General features: G+C 54.2%; 16 protein-coding genes. 4 read left to right on the forward strand and 12 right to left on the reverse strand.

Translation table 11 applies throughout. The features are described from left to right. Window positions 1–8: 8 nt before the first annotated feature. From B5M42_RS11685 to B5M42_RS11710, 6 genes are all read right to left on the reverse strand, one after another. Window positions 9–2300, reverse strand: a complete 2292-nt coding sequence (locus B5M42_RS11685; RefSeq protein ID WP_134751437.1) for a Tex family protein — start codon at window positions 2298–2300, stop codon at window positions 9–11. Window positions 2301–2393: 93 nt separating this feature from the next. Continuing rightward, entirely contained in the window at window positions 2394–2744 is a 351-nt protein-coding gene (locus tag B5M42_RS11690) for a type II toxin-antitoxin system PemK/MazF family toxin (protein ID WP_134751435.1), read from the reverse strand. Window positions 2745–2747: 3 nt separating this feature from the next. Continuing rightward, complete coding sequence (locus tag B5M42_RS11695) at window positions 2748–3071, reverse strand: CopG family ribbon-helix-helix protein (RefSeq protein ID WP_329959290.1); 324 nt, start codon at window positions 3069–3071, stop codon at window positions 2748–2750. A 134-nt stretch (window positions 3072–3205) separates the two neighbouring features. Next, window positions 3206–4393 carry an alanine racemase gene (alr, locus tag B5M42_RS11700; RefSeq protein ID WP_134751433.1) on the reverse strand — a complete coding sequence of 396 codons (1188 nt, stop codon included), beginning with the start codon at window positions 4391–4393 and terminating at the stop codon, window positions 3206–3208. A gap of 167 nt (window positions 4394–4560) precedes the next feature. Further along, a complete protein-coding gene (locus B5M42_RS11705) occupies window positions 4561–5625 on the reverse strand; it encodes an outer membrane lipoprotein-sorting protein (protein ID WP_329959291.1) in 1065 nt (354 codons plus the stop codon). A 145-nt stretch (window positions 5626–5770) separates the two neighbouring features. Then, window positions 5771–6601 carry a helix-turn-helix domain-containing protein gene (locus B5M42_RS11710; protein WP_134751427.1) on the reverse strand — a complete coding sequence of 277 codons (831 nt, stop codon included), beginning with the start codon at window positions 6599–6601 and terminating at the stop codon, window positions 5771–5773. A gap of 139 nt (window positions 6602–6740) precedes the next feature. Between B5M42_RS11710 and B5M42_RS11715 the strand changes: the two genes are divergently transcribed. Beyond that, window positions 6741–7190: an SRPBCC family protein gene (locus B5M42_RS11715; RefSeq protein ID WP_134751425.1), complete on the forward strand. Its 450-nt coding sequence runs from the start codon at window positions 6741–6743 to the stop codon at window positions 7188–7190. Between the two features lie 48 nt (window positions 7191–7238). Here the strand turns inward: B5M42_RS11715 and B5M42_RS11720 are convergent, their stop codons facing one another. Then, window positions 7239–7694 (reverse strand): MarR family winged helix-turn-helix transcriptional regulator, encoded by a 456-nt coding sequence (locus B5M42_RS11720; RefSeq protein WP_134751423.1) that lies wholly within the window; start codon window positions 7692–7694, stop codon window positions 7239–7241. Window positions 7695–7876: 182 nt separating this feature from the next. Here B5M42_RS11720 and B5M42_RS11725 point away from each other — a divergent pair, with 182 nt between their 5' ends. The 3 genes from B5M42_RS11725 to B5M42_RS11735 all read left to right on the forward strand — a co-directional run bounded on the left by B5M42_RS11725 (window position 7877) and on the right by B5M42_RS11735 (window position 11445). Next, window positions 7877–9136 (forward strand): glycoside hydrolase 5 family protein, encoded by a 1260-nt coding sequence (locus B5M42_RS11725; protein WP_134751421.1) that lies wholly within the window; start codon window positions 7877–7879, stop codon window positions 9134–9136. 127 nt (window positions 9137–9263) lie between these two features. Then, complete coding sequence (locus tag B5M42_RS11730; RefSeq protein ID WP_134751419.1) at window positions 9264–10700, forward strand: FAD-binding oxidoreductase; 1437 nt, start codon at window positions 9264–9266, stop codon at window positions 10698–10700. Window positions 10701–10707: 7 nt separating this feature from the next. Further along, on the forward strand, window positions 10708–11445 hold the full coding sequence (locus B5M42_RS11735; protein ID WP_134751417.1) for an MFS transporter: 738 nt from the start codon (window positions 10708–10710) through the stop codon (window positions 11443–11445). 111 nt (window positions 11446–11556) lie between these two features. On the opposite strand, the gene B5M42_RS11740 is transcribed toward B5M42_RS11735, so the two are convergent. From B5M42_RS11740 to rfbC, 5 genes are all read right to left on the reverse strand, one after another. Then, entirely contained in the window at window positions 11557–12963 is a 1407-nt protein-coding gene (locus B5M42_RS11740; RefSeq protein ID WP_134751415.1) for an undecaprenyl-phosphate glucose phosphotransferase, read from the reverse strand. Between the two features lie 26 nt (window positions 12964–12989). Then, the gene (locus B5M42_RS11745; RefSeq protein ID WP_134751413.1) at window positions 12990–13862 is read right to left on the reverse strand and encodes a glycosyltransferase family 2 protein; all 873 of its coding nucleotides are present in this window, start codon (window positions 13860–13862) and stop codon (window positions 12990–12992) included. A gap of 103 nt (window positions 13863–13965) precedes the next feature. Next, window positions 13966–14814 (reverse strand): dTDP-4-dehydrorhamnose reductase, encoded by an 849-nt coding sequence (gene rfbD / locus B5M42_RS11750; RefSeq protein WP_134751411.1) that lies wholly within the window; start codon window positions 14812–14814, stop codon window positions 13966–13968. Next, on the reverse strand, window positions 14811–15833 hold the full coding sequence (gene rfbB / locus B5M42_RS11755; protein WP_134751409.1) for a dTDP-glucose 4,6-dehydratase: 1023 nt from the start codon (window positions 15831–15833) through the stop codon (window positions 14811–14813). The genes rfbD and rfbB overlap by 4 nt, the downstream gene beginning before the upstream one ends. A gap of 18 nt (window positions 15834–15851) precedes the next feature. Then, window positions 15852–16400, reverse strand: a complete 549-nt coding sequence (gene rfbC, locus B5M42_RS11760; protein ID WP_134751407.1) for a dTDP-4-dehydrorhamnose 3,5-epimerase — start codon at window positions 16398–16400, stop codon at window positions 15852–15854. Between the last annotated feature and the right edge of the window lie 5 nt (window positions 16401–16405).

The following is a 16405-nucleotide window of genomic DNA, read 5'->3' on the forward strand; positions in this document are numbered from 1 at the left end:
CATGAGTCTTACGGTTTTTTCATCGTCAGACTGACGCGACCTTTCTTGGCATCGACGCCCAGCACCCACACCTTCACGATATCGCCAACCGAGACAACATCCATCGGATGCTTGACGAAGCTGTCGCTAAGCTGAGAAATATGTACCAGACCGTCGTTTTTGATCCCGATATCGACGAACGCGCCGAAATCGATCACGTTGCGCACGGTGCCGGTCAGCTCCATGCCCGGCGTCAAATCCTCGAGCTGCAGCACATCTGTACGGAAGATCGGCGCCGGTACCTCTTCGCGCGGATCGCGTCCCGGACGCTGCAGGCTGTCGAGAATATCGCGCAGTGTCGGAACACCGACGCCCAGCTTCACGGCCAACTGCTCCGGCTGCAACGTTTGGAGCAGCCCGCGCAGCTCCTGCGAGCCCAACTGGGACAATTCCAGCCGCAGCTCCTTGAACAGCCGGTCCACGACCTCGTAGGATTCCGGATGAATCGGCGTATTATCGAGCGGATTGACTGCGCCGGGGATGCGCAGGAAGCCGACGCATTGCTCAAACGTTTTTGCACCCAGACGCGGCACCTTGGACAGCTCCTTGCGATTGGCAAACTTGCCGTTCTCTTCACGATATTTCACGATATTTTTGGCAAGGGTGGCATTAATGCCCGACACATAAGACAACAGCGACGGCGAAGCCGTATTCAAGTCGACCCCGACATGGTTTACCGCCGACTCCACGACAGCTTTCAAATTCTCATCCAGCCGCTTTTGCGAAACGTCATGCTGGTATTGGCCAACGCCAATCGCTTTAGGCTCGATTTTGACCAGCTCGGCGAGCGGGTCCTGCAAGCGGCGGGCAATTGAAATGGCGCTGCGCTCCGCAACGTCCAGCTCCGGGAATTCCGTCTGCGCCAATTTGGATGCCGAGTAGACGCTGGCTCCGGCTTCGCTGACGATTAAGTATTTGAGCTTGCGCTCTTTAATTTCGCCAATCAGCTCAGCGACGAATTGCTCGGTTTCTCGCGAAGCCGTGCCGTTGCCGATAACGATCAGCTCCACGCCAAATTTATTGATCAGTTGCTTGAACTTTGCCTTCGCTTCAGCCACTTTATTGTTCGGCGGCGTCGGATAAGTCACGGCGATTTCCAGCATCTTGCCCGTGTCGTCAATAACAGCCAGCTTACAGCCTGTCCGGTACGCAGGATCGACCCCCAGCACCACATGGCCCTTCACCGGGGCTTGCAGCAGCAGATTGCGCAGGTTTTCCGCAAAAATTTTAATCGCCTGCTCTTCCGCCTTTTCGGTCATTTCCCCCCGCACCTCGCGTTCGATGGAAGGAGCGATCAGCCGCTTGTAGGCGTCTTCAATCACAGCCAGCAGCACGTCCTTCACAACCGACGGACCTTTGATTACCTGCTTGGCCATATACTCGTGAATACGCTCGACCTGGGCCTCCAGCGATACCTTGAGCACTTCCTCGCGCTCTCCGCGGTTAATGGCGAGAATGCGATGCGGCGGCAGCTTGCGCACCGGCTCCTGATAAGCGTAGTACATTTCATAAACCGATTCCTGCGCGGCGTTTTTAGCTTCCGTGCGCAGCAAGCCGTGCTCATGCGTGGAACGGCGCACCCAAGCGCGAATTTTGGCGTCATCGGCGATCTGCTCGGCCAAAATATCCATTGCGCCTTGAATCGCTTCTTCAGCGCTGCCCACTTGCTTGTCCGAATCGATGTAGCGCGCTGCTTCGGCGTCCAGCGAGCCTTGACGCGGCTGCTTGCTAATCCATTCAGCCAGCGGCTCCAGCCCCCGCTCCTTGGCCACGCTGGCCCGCGTCTTGCGCTTTTGACGGTACGGCCGGTACAGATCCTCAAGCTCCTGCAGCTTGGCCGCCTGCTCAATCGCGCTGCGCAGCTCGTCGGTCAGCTTGCCTTGCTCGTCAATCAGCCGCACAACCTCCAGCTTGCGGTCTTCAAGATTGCGCAAATAGTGCAGCCGCTCTTCAATGTCGCGCAACTGATTCTCGTCGAGCTCGCCGGTCATTTCCTTGCGGTAGCGGGCAATAAACGGAATCGTGTTGCCTTCGTCCAGCAAACCGACCGTTGTTTTGACCTTGCCGGCAGCAAGCTTGAGCTCCGCTGCAATTTGCTTGAGGATTCGTTCTTGAATCAGCGCCTTTTGCTCATCCGTCAACTTGACGCGCTCCGTCTCCTCCGCTCTTTCCGCATCGCCCGCCTGAGAGCGAGACGCAGCCGGCGCCGATCCGCCCACCCCCTCTTGGGCCCACAGCGGTTCATTTGCATCATGAATCATAACGATTCTCCAATCTGTATCATATTTAATAACGACGCAATCCAAACAAAAAACGAGGGATCGATCCATCGCCCTCGTCTGTTCCAGATCCTATTAAAATTCTATCAGCCCTACGCTAATTTGCAAAGCTTCGTCAACCTTGCGCATCGTCTCTTCATCCAAATGCGTAATCTTGTCTGTCAGCCGCTGCTTATCGATCGTGCGGATTTGCTCCAGCAGAATGACCGAATCACGGTCAAAATCATGCGTCTCCGCGTCGATTTCTACGTGCGTTGGCAGCTTCGCCTTTTGAATTTGCGCCGTAATCGCCGCTACAATCACCGTTGGACTGAAGCGGTTGCCGATATCATTTTGAATGACCAGAACAGGACGAACGCCTCCCTGCTCCGAGCCGACGACTGGTGAAAGATCGGCAAAAAACACATCGCCACGTTTTACAATCACTTTCTACACCCCGCTTACTAAGCGATCCAGCGTAGTATCCGCTTCTTCCTCCGCTTGAAAGGCTTCCGACGCCATACTGAGATTGATTTTTGCCATCTCCATATAGCCGCGCTGCATCGACTCACGCAAAGTTCGCTTTTTTCGTTCGATTAAATACAGCTTCATGGCCTGACGGATGAACTCGCTGCGATTGGAATTTTCCTTCTCCACGATCCCATCGACTTCCTGCAATAAATGGTCGGGCAAACTGATCATGATCCTTTTCGTGTTATGCACATTGTTCACCTTTTCTCGCACCCCCAGCACAATACAAGACAATATTACCATTATGGCATGATCGGAACCAATTTATACAATGATATATATGCTTGCGATATATCCTTAATACTTACTATTCGCTAGCCTGTTCAGAAAATCCTCTCAATTCTATGGGGAATTGGCATGGTAAATCCGACCAGCGGCTAGAAGCGGTGCCGCATCAAGGGATTGATCGCATCGTCACGCCGCCCGTTGCGTACATACACGCGGGCAACGCGGTGCGAGATCATACAGGTCACTTCATAATTGATTGTGCCAAGCTGCTGCGCCACCTCTTCAGCTGTAATGCGCAACCCGCCCTGCTCGCCGATCAGCACCACCTCGTCGCTGCGCTCGACCCCCGGCACGTCCGTGACGTCAATCATGCATTGGTCCATGCAGATTCGGCCGACGATGGGCGCTTGATGTCCGCGAATCAGCACCTTCGCTTTGCCGGTCAGCATCCGCGAAAAGCCGTCGGCATACCCGATCGGCAGCGTAGCAATCCGTTCCTCGCCCTTCGTATGATAAATCGTGCCGTAGCTAACCCCCGACTGCGGAGGCAACGTCTTCAAATGAACGATGCCCGTCTTGAGACTGAGCACCGGCTTCAGCTCAATGCGCTGCGCGTTCACTTCTTCGGAAGGATACAGGCCGTACAGGCTGATGCCTAACCTCACCATATTGCAGGTCAGCTCCGGCAAATCGATCGCCGTCGCGCTGTTGCCGGCATGCAAATAAGGGAACTCCACGCCTTGCGCCCGAAAATGCTCAACAATCCGCGTAAAGCGACGGTATTGCTCATGCGTATACGATTTATCCGTCTCATCGGCATTGGCATAGTGGGTGAACAGCCCCTCCACCTCGACATGCCGCAGGCTCAGCGCGGCCTCGATGAACGCAATGGCTTCCTCCTCCACGTGCAGCCCGAGCCGTCCCATCCCCGTATCCAGCTTGATGTGAATTTTCAGCTTGCGCCCGTCCTCCGGCATATTGGCCTCCGACTTCTGAAGCGCCGCCAGCACCTCCGGACTGTACACGTTTACCGTAATCCCCAGCTCGCGGGCAATCTCAAGTCCCTCTGCAGGCGTATAGCCCAGCACGAGAATGGGCGCTGTGATGCCGGCATTGCGCAACTCCAGCGCTTCGTCCAGAAAAGCTACGCCCAGATAATCGATTCCCGAATCGATCACCTCTTTGGATACACCCACAGCGCCATGCCCGTAGGCATCCGCTTTGACTACCGCCATCAGCTTGATAAAAGGCGGCAGCACCCGCTGAAACTCCTCTATGTTGCTGCGCAGCGCGTCGAGCGATATTTCCACCCATGTAGGCCGATAAAAAGCATCCACGTCAGGTCTTCCCTTCTTGTTCGATTGCAAAGGACAAGGGAAGACACCGCTCGAGCTTCGAGCGGGGCTCCCCTCCTGTTTTTCGTATCCGTACGGATCGCTAACCCCTATGTTAAGCCTTAGAAGGAAAAACTGTCAACGTCGGATTCACACAGCCGATCCGCAAGCTATTTGCCGGACTGGCCTTGCACCGCCATCGCCACCTTCAACATCTCCTCCTGCGGCAAATCCGCCGTCGACAAGCGATATTCCACCCCGTCGTACGTCCAGCTCAGCGTCTTTTTCTCATCCCCGGTCAGCACAGCCAGCGTGTAGCCCAAGTCGACCACCTCGCCCGGCAGGAACGATACGGTTTGCGCCTGCGGTCTGACCTCGATCAGACTGTAGTTGTATTTGCCTTTGTAGCGCAGCAGCACAGCCGGGTCTTCATTCAGCTTGATATCGGTCATATCCTGCTTGACGACATCTTTGGGCGTATAGGCGGGCTCAATAATGCCAAAGCTCATTTTGCCGCTGTCTGAAGCCGAAGCGGTCGCTTGACCTGCCGTCGTATCCGTTTTGGTAGAGCCTGCCGCTGCTGTACCGCCGCCATCCTTTGCAGCCTGACCGTCAGCGCCGTCGAGAACGCCGTCCACATCAGCCAGTGTAGGCAGCGTGCTGACATCCCAAGCCGTCATATTGCGCTCCATATCGAAGGAATCCTTATCAAATTTGACCCCGAACTTAAATTTTGTAAAATCCACCATGACCATCACGTTCTGATTGGCGTCGGATACCTCGACGTGCTGCGGGGCAAGGTCCTTTTTGTTCAACCAGATTTTTTGCCGGGACAACAGCTCGTTCTGGTAGTTCGCCGCGACATCGAACACATACGCTTCATTCTCCGTCGTAAACTGGCGTTCTTTATCGGCGAGAATGCTTTTGGCCAGCGATTGGTACAAATAAACCTGACCTTGATTTTCCGGCCAATCGCTTTGAAAGCGGAAGCTTTTCTTCAGATGCGGCGTCAGCACAAATACGCCTTCCTCGTTGCGCAGCACAATTTGCGTGATGTCCTTTTGCGCGTTGGTCAACGCGATCCGGTAAAAATGCGGATTCATATACGAAACCTCGACCTGATACTCCTGCGGCTGCTGTCCGGTATGCAGGACCATCCGGCCCGCTCCCTCGTAGCTGTCCAGCTTGCTGATCACATGATCCAAATCCTTGACCACCGCTCCTGAATCCTTCATTCCACACCCTGCGAGCAATACGGCTAAGCACACTGCGACAACTGCCATCCATGTGACCCGGCGCATTCGATCATCCCCTCATCATCAAAATAAACATGAATTAGTACATGCATATGAGGAGACTTGACCGATTATGCAGACAAGATCACGCTTGGCCCGTCACGCGGGGGCCTTGACGTATATAATCCTCGGGCGGGCGCCCGATTTGCGCTTTGAAATCCTTAATGAAATGGGCTTGGTCAAAATAACCCAGCTCGATCGCCAGCCCGGCCGAATCGGCCTCGCCCCGCTCCAGCCGCTCTGCCGCCTCCTGCAGCCGGAAGCGCCGGATGACCCATTTCGGGCTGACGCCGACATAACGGTGAAACAGCCGCTGCAGCGTGCGGATATTCAACCCGTAACGCTCGACCAGATCCTCGACGCGTTGCAGCGTCCGATCCTCAATCACCGTCTGCACGATCCGTCCGGCGAACTCCGCCTGCGAATCCGGCTCGGGCTGCCGCGCCAGCAAGAAGCGTTCGGCCAGTCCGGCCATCTCGGCTTCATCGTCAAGCGCGAGCAGCCGTTCCCCCAGCGCTTCGGCCTCGGCTCCGAACACGTCGCCAAGCGGCGCCGTCTTTCCGGTAAGCGCTGCGGCCGGCTGCCGCGAGAACGGGTAAAAACCGCCGGGCCGGAACTTGACGCCCAGCACCAGACCTTCGCCCTCCAGATGGCGGACATAAGGCTGTCCGGGCACGCCGTAAATCCCGCAAAACGTGCGGGTGCGCTCATTTTCAAAAGCGATATTGAAGCTCGGGTAAGACAACACGATTTGCCGATAGGGCTCTTCGCCGCGCAAATCCCAGCGAACCGCCCAATAATGCTCGATCCACACAGCAAGCTCGGGAGCAGGCTCGAAGCGGGACAAGGCAAATTTGCGCCTGCCGGCTTCCGCTTGCAAAATGCCTTTATCCGACGCTTGTGACAAAGGTTTCATACGCGCGTTCATCTCCTTAACGCCGTTTTGGCGGCTGTCGCTTTTTTACAATACGGATCGCTATCGGTTATTCTACAATAAAGCCAGATAGCCCGCTCACGGGCCCATCCACTGCTCAATCAAAAATTGGAGGTTAACGATGGATCTCAAATATGTGCTTTATATTAACGCCAAGCCGGAAGAAGTATGGAACATTTTTGTAACCCCTGAAGGGACGAAAGCGATTTTCTTCGGCTGCGTGCTCGACACGACCTTTGAAATCGGCGCGCCGTACCGCTATGTCGGACCTGGAACCGACGGCGACGAGACCGTCCATGTTTACGGCAATGTGCTGGAATACGTGCCCAACAAGCGCATGAGCTACACCGAGCACGCCGGCCCCTCTTACCGCGACAATCATGCCGAGCTGCAAACACGCGTCACGCTGGAGCTGGAGACGATCGGCAACTGCACAAAGCTGACGCTGATCAATGACCAGTGGCCGGACAACCATCCTTCCTATGAAAGTACGAAAGAAAGCTGGCCGATGATTCTCAGCAACGTCAAGACGTATGCCGAAACAGGACACACGTTGGATTTTGGCTGGTAATGCAGCGCCATTTGCGCCCGGAAGCTTCCGGGCTTTTTGTTTGCCTCATTATGGCAGCCTGTCGAGAATCCGCACCATCTTCCCCGCGGCAAAATTCAAATCCTCCAGTTGCTCCTCATCCAGCTTGTCCAACCGCTCGCAGAGCAGCTTGTACAGCTCCGCCCAACGCCCGCTCGCTTCGGCGCCGCCCTGCTCCGTCAGCAGCAGCTTGACGGCGCGGCGGTCCGTTTCGTCCTTCCGCTTGAGCAGATAGCCTTTTTGCTCCAGCTTCTGCAAGAGCGGCGTCAGCTGCTGCTTGGAAATCCGCAAGCTGTCCGCAAGCTGCGTCACTGAGCTGCCCTGCTCCGTCTGATAAAGCTGCTCCAGAATGTGCAGCTGCAGGTGCGTCAGCTCCGATGGCTTTTTCGCGCCCTGCGCGTGCGGATCAGGCTCCGTCAGCTTCGTATAGAGCAAAGGCAGCAGTTTCATGAAGCTGCGCGCAATATCATCAATCGGCTTCCCCATCGTACACCTCCGATACCCTTGACATATAGTAAATAAATATTTATTATAATCATTAAATATAGTGATAAAATCACATATATATTAAATAATTATTTACTAATATTGTACCACATTGTATATCAAAACGCGAGACGCGCCACGAAGCATTTCGGCTGCGCCAGCGTTCCCAAGGAGGGTGTCCGATGCAAGAAAAGCCGTCTGGTTACGTGACCGTTCAGCAGCGCAGCAACAGATGGGTACTGATCGATGCGCAAGGCCGGCCGTTTGTGTCCAAAGGCATTTGCCATGCGACGCACCGCGGCGAAAAAGAACCGGCCACCGGCCGCAATCCGTACCGCGAAGCCGTGGAGCAGCAGTATCCGGACCCGGCAAGCTGGGCGGCGGATACCGCCAAACAATTGCGGCAGCTTGGCTTCAACTCCGCTGGATTATGGTGCAGCGAGGAGTTGCTCAACGAGCGGCTTTACCATATCGCCATTTTGCCGCTGGCCCGCGAGGACTGGCAGACCGGCACGGTCGACGACTATTTCTGTGCGGAGTTCGTGGAACACGCCGATCGGATAGCTCGCGAGACGATAACCGGGAAGGGCTACGCCAGCGATCCCGGCCTTATTGGCTACTGCACGGGCGGCGAGATGCGCTGGGGCCCTGACTGGCGCAGCCCGCGTTCCATCGTCTTCGATTATTTGAATTTTGCCGCCGATCGCCCCGGCAAGCAAGCCGTCATCGGCTTTTTCCGGGAGCTGTACAAAGACGATATCCGGCTGTTCAACAAGCATTGGAAGCAGCGATTTACCACCTGGCGGGAGGCGCTGGCCGGACAAAGCTACCGCAAACGGAGCCAAGCAGCCAAGGTGCATGAAAATGAAGTGCTCGGCCGCATCGCCAAGCGCTATTTCCGGATAGCCGCGGAAACGGTGCGCCGTTACGATCCCAACCACCTGCTGCTGGGCGTGCGTTTTCTATCCAGCTTGACCCCGCGTTGCGTCGTCGAGGCTTGCGGCGACTATGTTGATGTCGTGACCGTCAATCATTACCAGCTGCTGCTCGGTATGGAGAAGCTGGGGCCGTATCTGTCGGGAACTGTGCGCACCGGCAGCTTTCTCGAGGAATTTCACCGCTTGACCGGCAAGCCGCTGCTGGTCAGCGAGTTCGGCTATCGCGTTAAGGAGCGAGGTACGCGCCGGCGCTACAGCCCCGTCGGCTTTCCGACGTTTCACAGCGATCGAAGCCGTGGCAAAGCTGCGCTGCGCTTCATCCGCGGACTTGCTGGAACGCCGTATACGGTAGGCTGGCATTTGTTCCAGTGGGCCGACCAGCCGCCACAGGGCCGCTTCGACGGGCAGAACAGCCGCTTTGGTCTGGTTGACGTCGACAACCGGCTGCACACTGAATACGCCGATTATATCCGGCAAGCGAACGGATTCCCTTCATCAGTCTGAGAACGCCAGACAGCTGGCCCCTCCGGACAATAAAGGGCTCGGAATAGGCAACTTCGGGTTGTTTTTGTATACTAAATACGACATCCGTGTGATATAATCGTTTCATACCCCGTTAACGGAGATGTCTATGAAACTTAAACTGCTGGCGCTGGCTGCACTCACGGCCGCTTGTGCGCTGAATTATGCCGCGACCGCTACACCCGATCAGGACCCGTTCCTCATTACCGATTACAGCCGGCTTCACCCGGTCAAGGTGGAAAGAATCGAGCATGGACATGAAGAGGAGCAGCTTGTAGAGCTAGTCAAGGAAGCGCGCGACCGCAAGCTGACAATCTCGATCGCCGGTCAACGGCACAGTCAAGGCGGCCATACCTATTATAAAGACGGACTCGTCGTCGATATGACGCCGTTTAATCGCATACTCGCCGTCGACCCGCAGCGCAAGACGGTTCGCGTACAAGCCGGGGCGACCTGGAAGGACGTGCAGGATGCCGTCAATCCGTACGGACTTGCTGTTAAAACAATGCAATCGCAAAATATTTTTACCGTCGGAGGCTCCATCAGCATTAACGCCCACGGGCGCGACATTCGCAACGGCTCCTTGATCAAAAGCGTCGAATCCTTCCGCTTGCTGACAGCCGACGGGCATATTCTTCCTGTCAGCCGTACGGAGAATGCCGATTTGTTCCCGCTGGCTCTCGGCGGCTACGGCTTGTTCGGCATCATTCTCGACGTAACGCTAAGCCTGACCGACGACGAGCTGTATCGGACCGCAGCGGACATCATGACCGTTGACGAATATAGCAATTATTTCCGCAGCCGGGTTCAGGCCGACCCGGACGTCCGCATGCACATCGCGCGCATATCCGTTGCCCCGGAAAGCTTTTTAACCGATATGTACGCAATCAATTACCGTCTGGAGCGGGATCAGCCGCTGAGCGGCCATAACCGCCTGCAAACGAAGGAAGCTTGGGTTGCGCCGCTCAAGCTGCTTTTTCAGTTAAACCGTTCGTTTGACTGGGGCAAAACGCAGCTTTGGTCGCTGCAAAAAAATTACTTCGCCGGCTCGGGAACGCTCATCAGCCGCAACAACGCCATGCGCTCAGATTCCGGTTTCATGGAATACCGTCAGGCCGGAAGCAACGATCTGCTGCAGGAGTATTTCATTCCAGTCGACGCCTTTGCCGATTTTGTCCGCGATATGCGTAGCGACCTGCAGGCCGAACCGCTGAATCTACTGAACATCACCGTCCGTTACGTCAATGAAGACCGCGAAGCCGCCTTGTCCTATGCCACAACCGATATGTTCGCTCTCGTCTGCCTGTTCAACGTACCGCTTTCCGCAGAAGATCAGGCTGAGACCGGAAAGGGCATCCGGCGCATTCTCGATTCAGTGCTGAAGCATGGCGGCACGTATTACTTACCGTATGCCGCCTACCCGACGGAGCAGCAATTTCACGCCGCTTACCCCGAATACGCCGCTGTGAAGAAAGCCAAAGATCGCTGGGACCCCGACCGCTTGTTTATGAACTACTTTTATGAGCAATACCTTCAAGGAGAGTGACGATACGATGAAGCTGCGCTGGCTCATCCGCTCGCAGAGCATAGCCACGCTCGCCGCGGGCATGATCTACCCGTACTACCTGTTGTTTCTCAAAAATCTCGGCAACAGCTATTCCAAATACGGCTTGGCTTTTGCTGTATTTACCATCAGCTCGGCCGCTGCCGCCCATTGGCTCGCCCCGTTCGTCGACCGCCACGGCCGGCTGCTGCTCGCCCTCAGCTCGTTTGGCATGACGGCTGCCATGCTGCTGTTCCCTTGGGCCGGCGCCTACATATGGGTGCTTGGCCTGCAGCTGCTCATGGGCTTGTGCGCCGCCATGCAAAAAATGAGCGAGCGGCTGCTGCTCGCCGACCATACCGAGCCGGGCGCGCGCGGCCGCTTGCTGGGCTCGTATCAATTCTGGACCTCCGTATCGTCCGGCTTCGCCGTTGTGTTCGGAGGTTATCTCATCGATTGGCTGACCATCGATGTTCTGTTCTACCTGAGCGCATTGCTATATGCGCTCAGCGGCTGGGCCGTGCTGCGCGCGGCACGGCAAACAGCCCCGCCCCCTGCGGGTAGGGCTCATCTGCTGCCGGCCACGCGCCGCTGCCGGAGTAAAGCCGCCGGCGCGCGTAGCCGGCCCGACCGGGTATACATCCCCCGCTACCACATATACACAATGCCGCCAATAATCGCGGCCCACAGCAATGCCCCAAGCACAACGCCGACAATCAGCCCTTTACCAATCACCGAATGTTCATGATGGAAAGCGTCTTCATGATCAATCATACAAGAAAACCTCCCCGTACCAAGTATATGCCTTAGTATGGGGAAGTTTCCCACGAATTATGCTGTCGAAATGAATTTTCGCAGCTCAATATGCATTTTTATTAATGAAACCATTCACCACGGTTTTCCAGATGATTTTCAGATCAAATAAAAAAGACCAGTTTTCGATGTAAAAAATGTCGTGCTTAATCCGTTCTTCAATCGACGTATCCCCGCGCAAGCCGTTGCTTTGCGCCCATCCGGTAATGCCCGGGCGGATATGATGCTTGACCATGTATTTGGGGATTTCTTCCTTGAACTGGTCAACAAAATGCGGACGCTCCGGCCTTGGTCCCACAACACTCATATGGCCGAACAACACATTAAAAAACTGCGGCAGCTCGTCCAGACTTGTCTTGCGCAAAAACGTTCCGAACCACGTGCGCCGCGGATCGTTGGCTACGGTCCATTCCGTATCGGAATCCTGCTGCGAGCTGACCCGCATCGTCCGAAATTTGTACATCATGAACGTACGGCGGTTCAGTCCAACCCGCTCCTGCTTGAAAATAACCGGTCCCTCCGAAGTCAGCTTCACACCAACAGCAATCAGCAGCAGCAGCGGAAGCATGGCGATCAGCGCGCATAAAGAAAACAGCACATCGAACCCGCGCTTGAGCGCGCGATTCGACAGCTCGTCGAGCGGAATGTCCCGCACATTAATTAAGGGCAAGCCTGCAAAATAATCAAAATGAGGACGAGAAGGCAAATAATCGTAAAAATCTGGGATGATCATGGTCCGCACTCCAGCTTTCTCGCAAACGCTGATAATCTGACCGAATTTCGTGTGCGCCTCCAGCGGAAGCGCAATGACCACTTCATCCACCAATTGCGTTTGCAGCGTTTGCTCCAAATCGTCGGTTTTGCCGATAATCGGTTTATAATGCTTGTACGGGTACTCGTGCTGCTCGGCATAATCATCCAGAAACCCGGTAATTTCAAAGCCCAATTCGGGGTGCTGCCGCAAATTTTCATAAAAACGGCGGCCCAGCGAGCCCGCGCCCACAATCAGCACAAACTGCTGATTATAGCCTTTTTCGCGCAGCCGTTTCAGCGTTAATTTCAACAAATAACGATAAATCGAAATAAAACAGATGCTGCCGACAAAAAATATGATCAGAAACGCCCGCGAAATATGGACCGCTTTAAAGAAAAACAGCAGGCTGAGCAAGCCAAAAATACTGATGACGTGGACCTGCACAATCTTTAGCGCTTCATCGGAAAAACGCTTCTTGCGCTTGGGCGAATACAAAGAAAGAATATATCCCACACCTACGGCAATCAAGCCGTAAACGACGCTCCACAAAATATAATCGCGAAAAGGAAGCGGAGAATTGTAAGGAATCCAGCCGCTCTTGAATTTCAACCACCAGGAAAGCAAAAAGATGATCTGAATGGTCACAAAATCGGTTAGCGCGTAGGCTTGGGACAGAAATTGTTGATTCCGGCGGATCACTTTCATACCTCCCATGCAGGTTCAACTTAAACGGTTTGTCTCTTTATGATTACATTCTTAATAACGGCTGCTGTCAGCTTTACCGCAACGCCTGTATACACCAGACCGTTGATCCAGAAGGGATAACGGCTGCTATAATGCTTGTTGTGAAAAATCGCCATAGCGCGATGAAACTCATAGACGATTTTCAATGGCTTTCTGCGGCTGCTGGCTCCTTTGTGATGAATGATGCGCGTACCCGGATAATAATAGACGTCCCAACCCGCTTGCTTGATTCGGTAGCACCAATCGATGTCTTCGCCATACATAAAAAACTGTTCGTCCAGCGGGCCGATCTGATCAATGACCGCTTTTCTCACGAGCATAAATGCCCCGACCAAACAATCGATCTTATGGGTTTGCTGCGGGTCCAAATAGCCAAGCTGATATTGATTGAACCGCGGCACGCGTGGAAATAATCGGGCTATACCAAACGCATAATAAAACGAAGCGGACGGTGTAGGAAATCCCCGTTTGCAAGCCTTGTCCAACGAACCGTCAGGCAAATCCACCCTGCAGCCCCCTGCGCCGGCATGCGGATGCTCTTCCATGAAATCCGTCATCTTTTGCAGCGTATCGGCTTCCACAGTCGTGTCTGAATTCAACAGCAGCACATACCGGCCGTTAGCTAAAGCGATGCCTTGATTATTCGCTTTGGCAAAGCCGACGTTCTGACGATTCGCAATAACACGCACCTGCGGGAAATGCTTCCGAATTTGCGATACCGAATCATCGGACGAATCATTGTCAATCACCGTCACTTCAAACTCATATTCGGTTTGCGACGCGTACACGGATTGCAAGCACTCGAGCGTAAGCTTCCGTGTGTTGAAGCTGACAATGAGGATGCTGATATCCACTCAGCAACAACCCTCCAATAATTATTTCATCTTGAATCCATTATAACACGGATTGCCATGCAACTGGCAGTTGGCATTAAAAAGTAAAACAGCGGAAGGAAGCTCAGCTTTCGCCAAGCTCCCGCAGAAAAGCGCTTACCGCTTCAGGCCAAGGTCGCATTTCACTAAAGCCGTTAGTCCGAATGGCCATGTGATTCATCACGGAAAATCGCGGCCGCGGAGCTGGACGGGAAAATTGCTCTGTCGTGCATGGCTCCACCTCTACCGGGACAGCAGCTTGCTTGAATATTTCTTGAGCAAACTCATACCAGGAGCAACTGCCTGTATTCGAGGCATGGTAGATACCGTAACGCTCCGTCTGCACCAACTCACCTAAAAAAGCAGCGAGATCGATCGTATATGTCGGCGAACCAAACTGATCGTGAACAACCTGCAGCCGATCCTTGGTACGGCCCAGCATCAGCATCGTTTTCACAAAATTGGCCCCATGCTTGCCGAATACCCACGATGTCCGCACAATAAAATAACGGCTGCACAAAGACTGTAGCAGTTGTTCTCCCGCAAGCTTGGATTTACCGTAGACACTCTGGGGAAAAGTAGCATCGAATTCAGTATATGGCGTTGTTGCCGTGCCGTCGAATACGTAATCCGTACTAATGTAGACCACCTTGGCGCTGATCGCTTCCGCAGCTACAGCTATATTTCGCGTCCCCCACGCATTGACTGAATAGGCCAGATCCGTTTCGCTTTCAGCCAAATCCACCGCTGTATGCGCCGCGCAATGAATAATCGCTTCAGGCCGGATTGCCTGCAAGCAGGTCCGACAGGCTTGCAAATCGGTAATATCCAGCTCAGTTCGGCTCAAGCCGATAACCTCATGCTGCGCGCGCTGCAATGACTCCAGCACATCGCGGCCTAACTGCCCGCTAGCACCTGTTACCGCGATTCTCATTGGTCCTCCCCCAAACGTTCTTGATATTGTCGGGAGAAGTAGTTGCGGTAGTCGCCGGACAAAATACGCTGCCACCATTCCTCATGACCCACATACCAGCGAATGGTTTCCTGTATACCGGACTCGAAATTGAACCGTGGATTCCAGCCCAGCTCTCGGCGAATCTTAGAGGCATCAATCGCATATCGTCTATCATGGCCCGGACGATCTTTGACGAACTGGATTAACGACTCCGGCTTCCCCAGCGCCGCAAGGATCGTTTTCACGATGGTCAGGTTCGTCTTTTCGTTGTTTCCGCCAATATTGTATACGTCACCGGGAACGCCGCGATGCAAGACCAGATCAATGGCATTACAATGATCCTCTACATACAACCAGTCCCTTACATTCAATCCGTCCCCGTACACGGGAAGCGGCCGATCCGCCAAAGCATTGGCGATCATCAACGGAATCAGTTTTTCCGGAAACTGGTACGGACCGTAGTTGTTGGAACACCTCGTGATATTGACCGGCAGGCCAAAAGTTTCAAAATAAGCCCGCGCCAACAAATCCGACCCCGCCTTACTGGCCGAATACGGGCTGTTCGGTGCAAGCGGCGTTGTTTCACTAAACAGCCCGGTTGCTCCTAAAGTGCCATAGACCTCGTCCGTCGAGACGTGAACAAATTTCTGCACGCCATATTGCCTTGCCGCTTCAAGCAGCACCTGCGTTCCAAGCACATTCGTTTTCACAAATACATCGGGTTCCAGAATACTGCGATCGACATGCGATTCCGCAGCAAAATGAACGACAGCGTCGAGCCCCTGCTCGAACAAATCGTTCACTTGGTTTCGGTCTGTAATATCGCCTTGTACGAATCGATAGCCCGGCGCTGCTTCTACTTCCGTCAGATTCTCCAGATTGCCCGCATAGGTCAAGGCATCCATATTCATCAGCTCATATTGCGGATAATGCTTGAGCATATAATGAACAAAATTGCTGCCGATAAAGCCGGCGCCGCCCGTTACCAGAATTCTCATCAGATCAAACCTCCTGCTTTAGTTAACATGGATCTGGGCATCCTTCAGCAGCGGATGGTTGCGATCCTTTTCCGATAAGATCGGCTTCACAGCAGGCCAAGCAATGCCGATGGCCGGGTCGTCCCATCTAATACCACGATCATGCTCGGGAGAGTAGTAATCATCCACCTTGTAAAGAACCTGCGTATTGGCAACAATCGTACAGAAACCGTGAGCAAACCCGCGGGGAATCAAGAGCTGCTGTTTGTTGCTTTCACTCAAAATGACGCCAAACCACTGACCGAACGTGGGCGAACCGGCTCGAATGTCAACCGCAACGTCGTAGATGGCGCCGGAAATGACGCGAACCAGCTTGGTTTGCGCCTTGGGCGGCAATTGATAATGCAATCCGCGCAGCACGCCCGGCTCTACCGATAGGGAATGATTGTCCTGAACAAATGCGAAGTCGATTCCCTGCTCCTTGAAGTTGTGACTGTTATAGCTCTCAAGAAAAAATCCCCGGTGATCCTCATGAACCTTCGGTCGGATTACATAAAGCCCTTCCAGTCCAGTCTTGACGACTTCCACAACGT

It is taken from the genome of Paenibacillus athensensis (assembly GCF_004514475.2).
Lineage (GTDB): Bacteria > Bacillota > Bacilli > Paenibacillales > NBRC-103111 > Paenibacillus_AL > Paenibacillus_AL athensensis.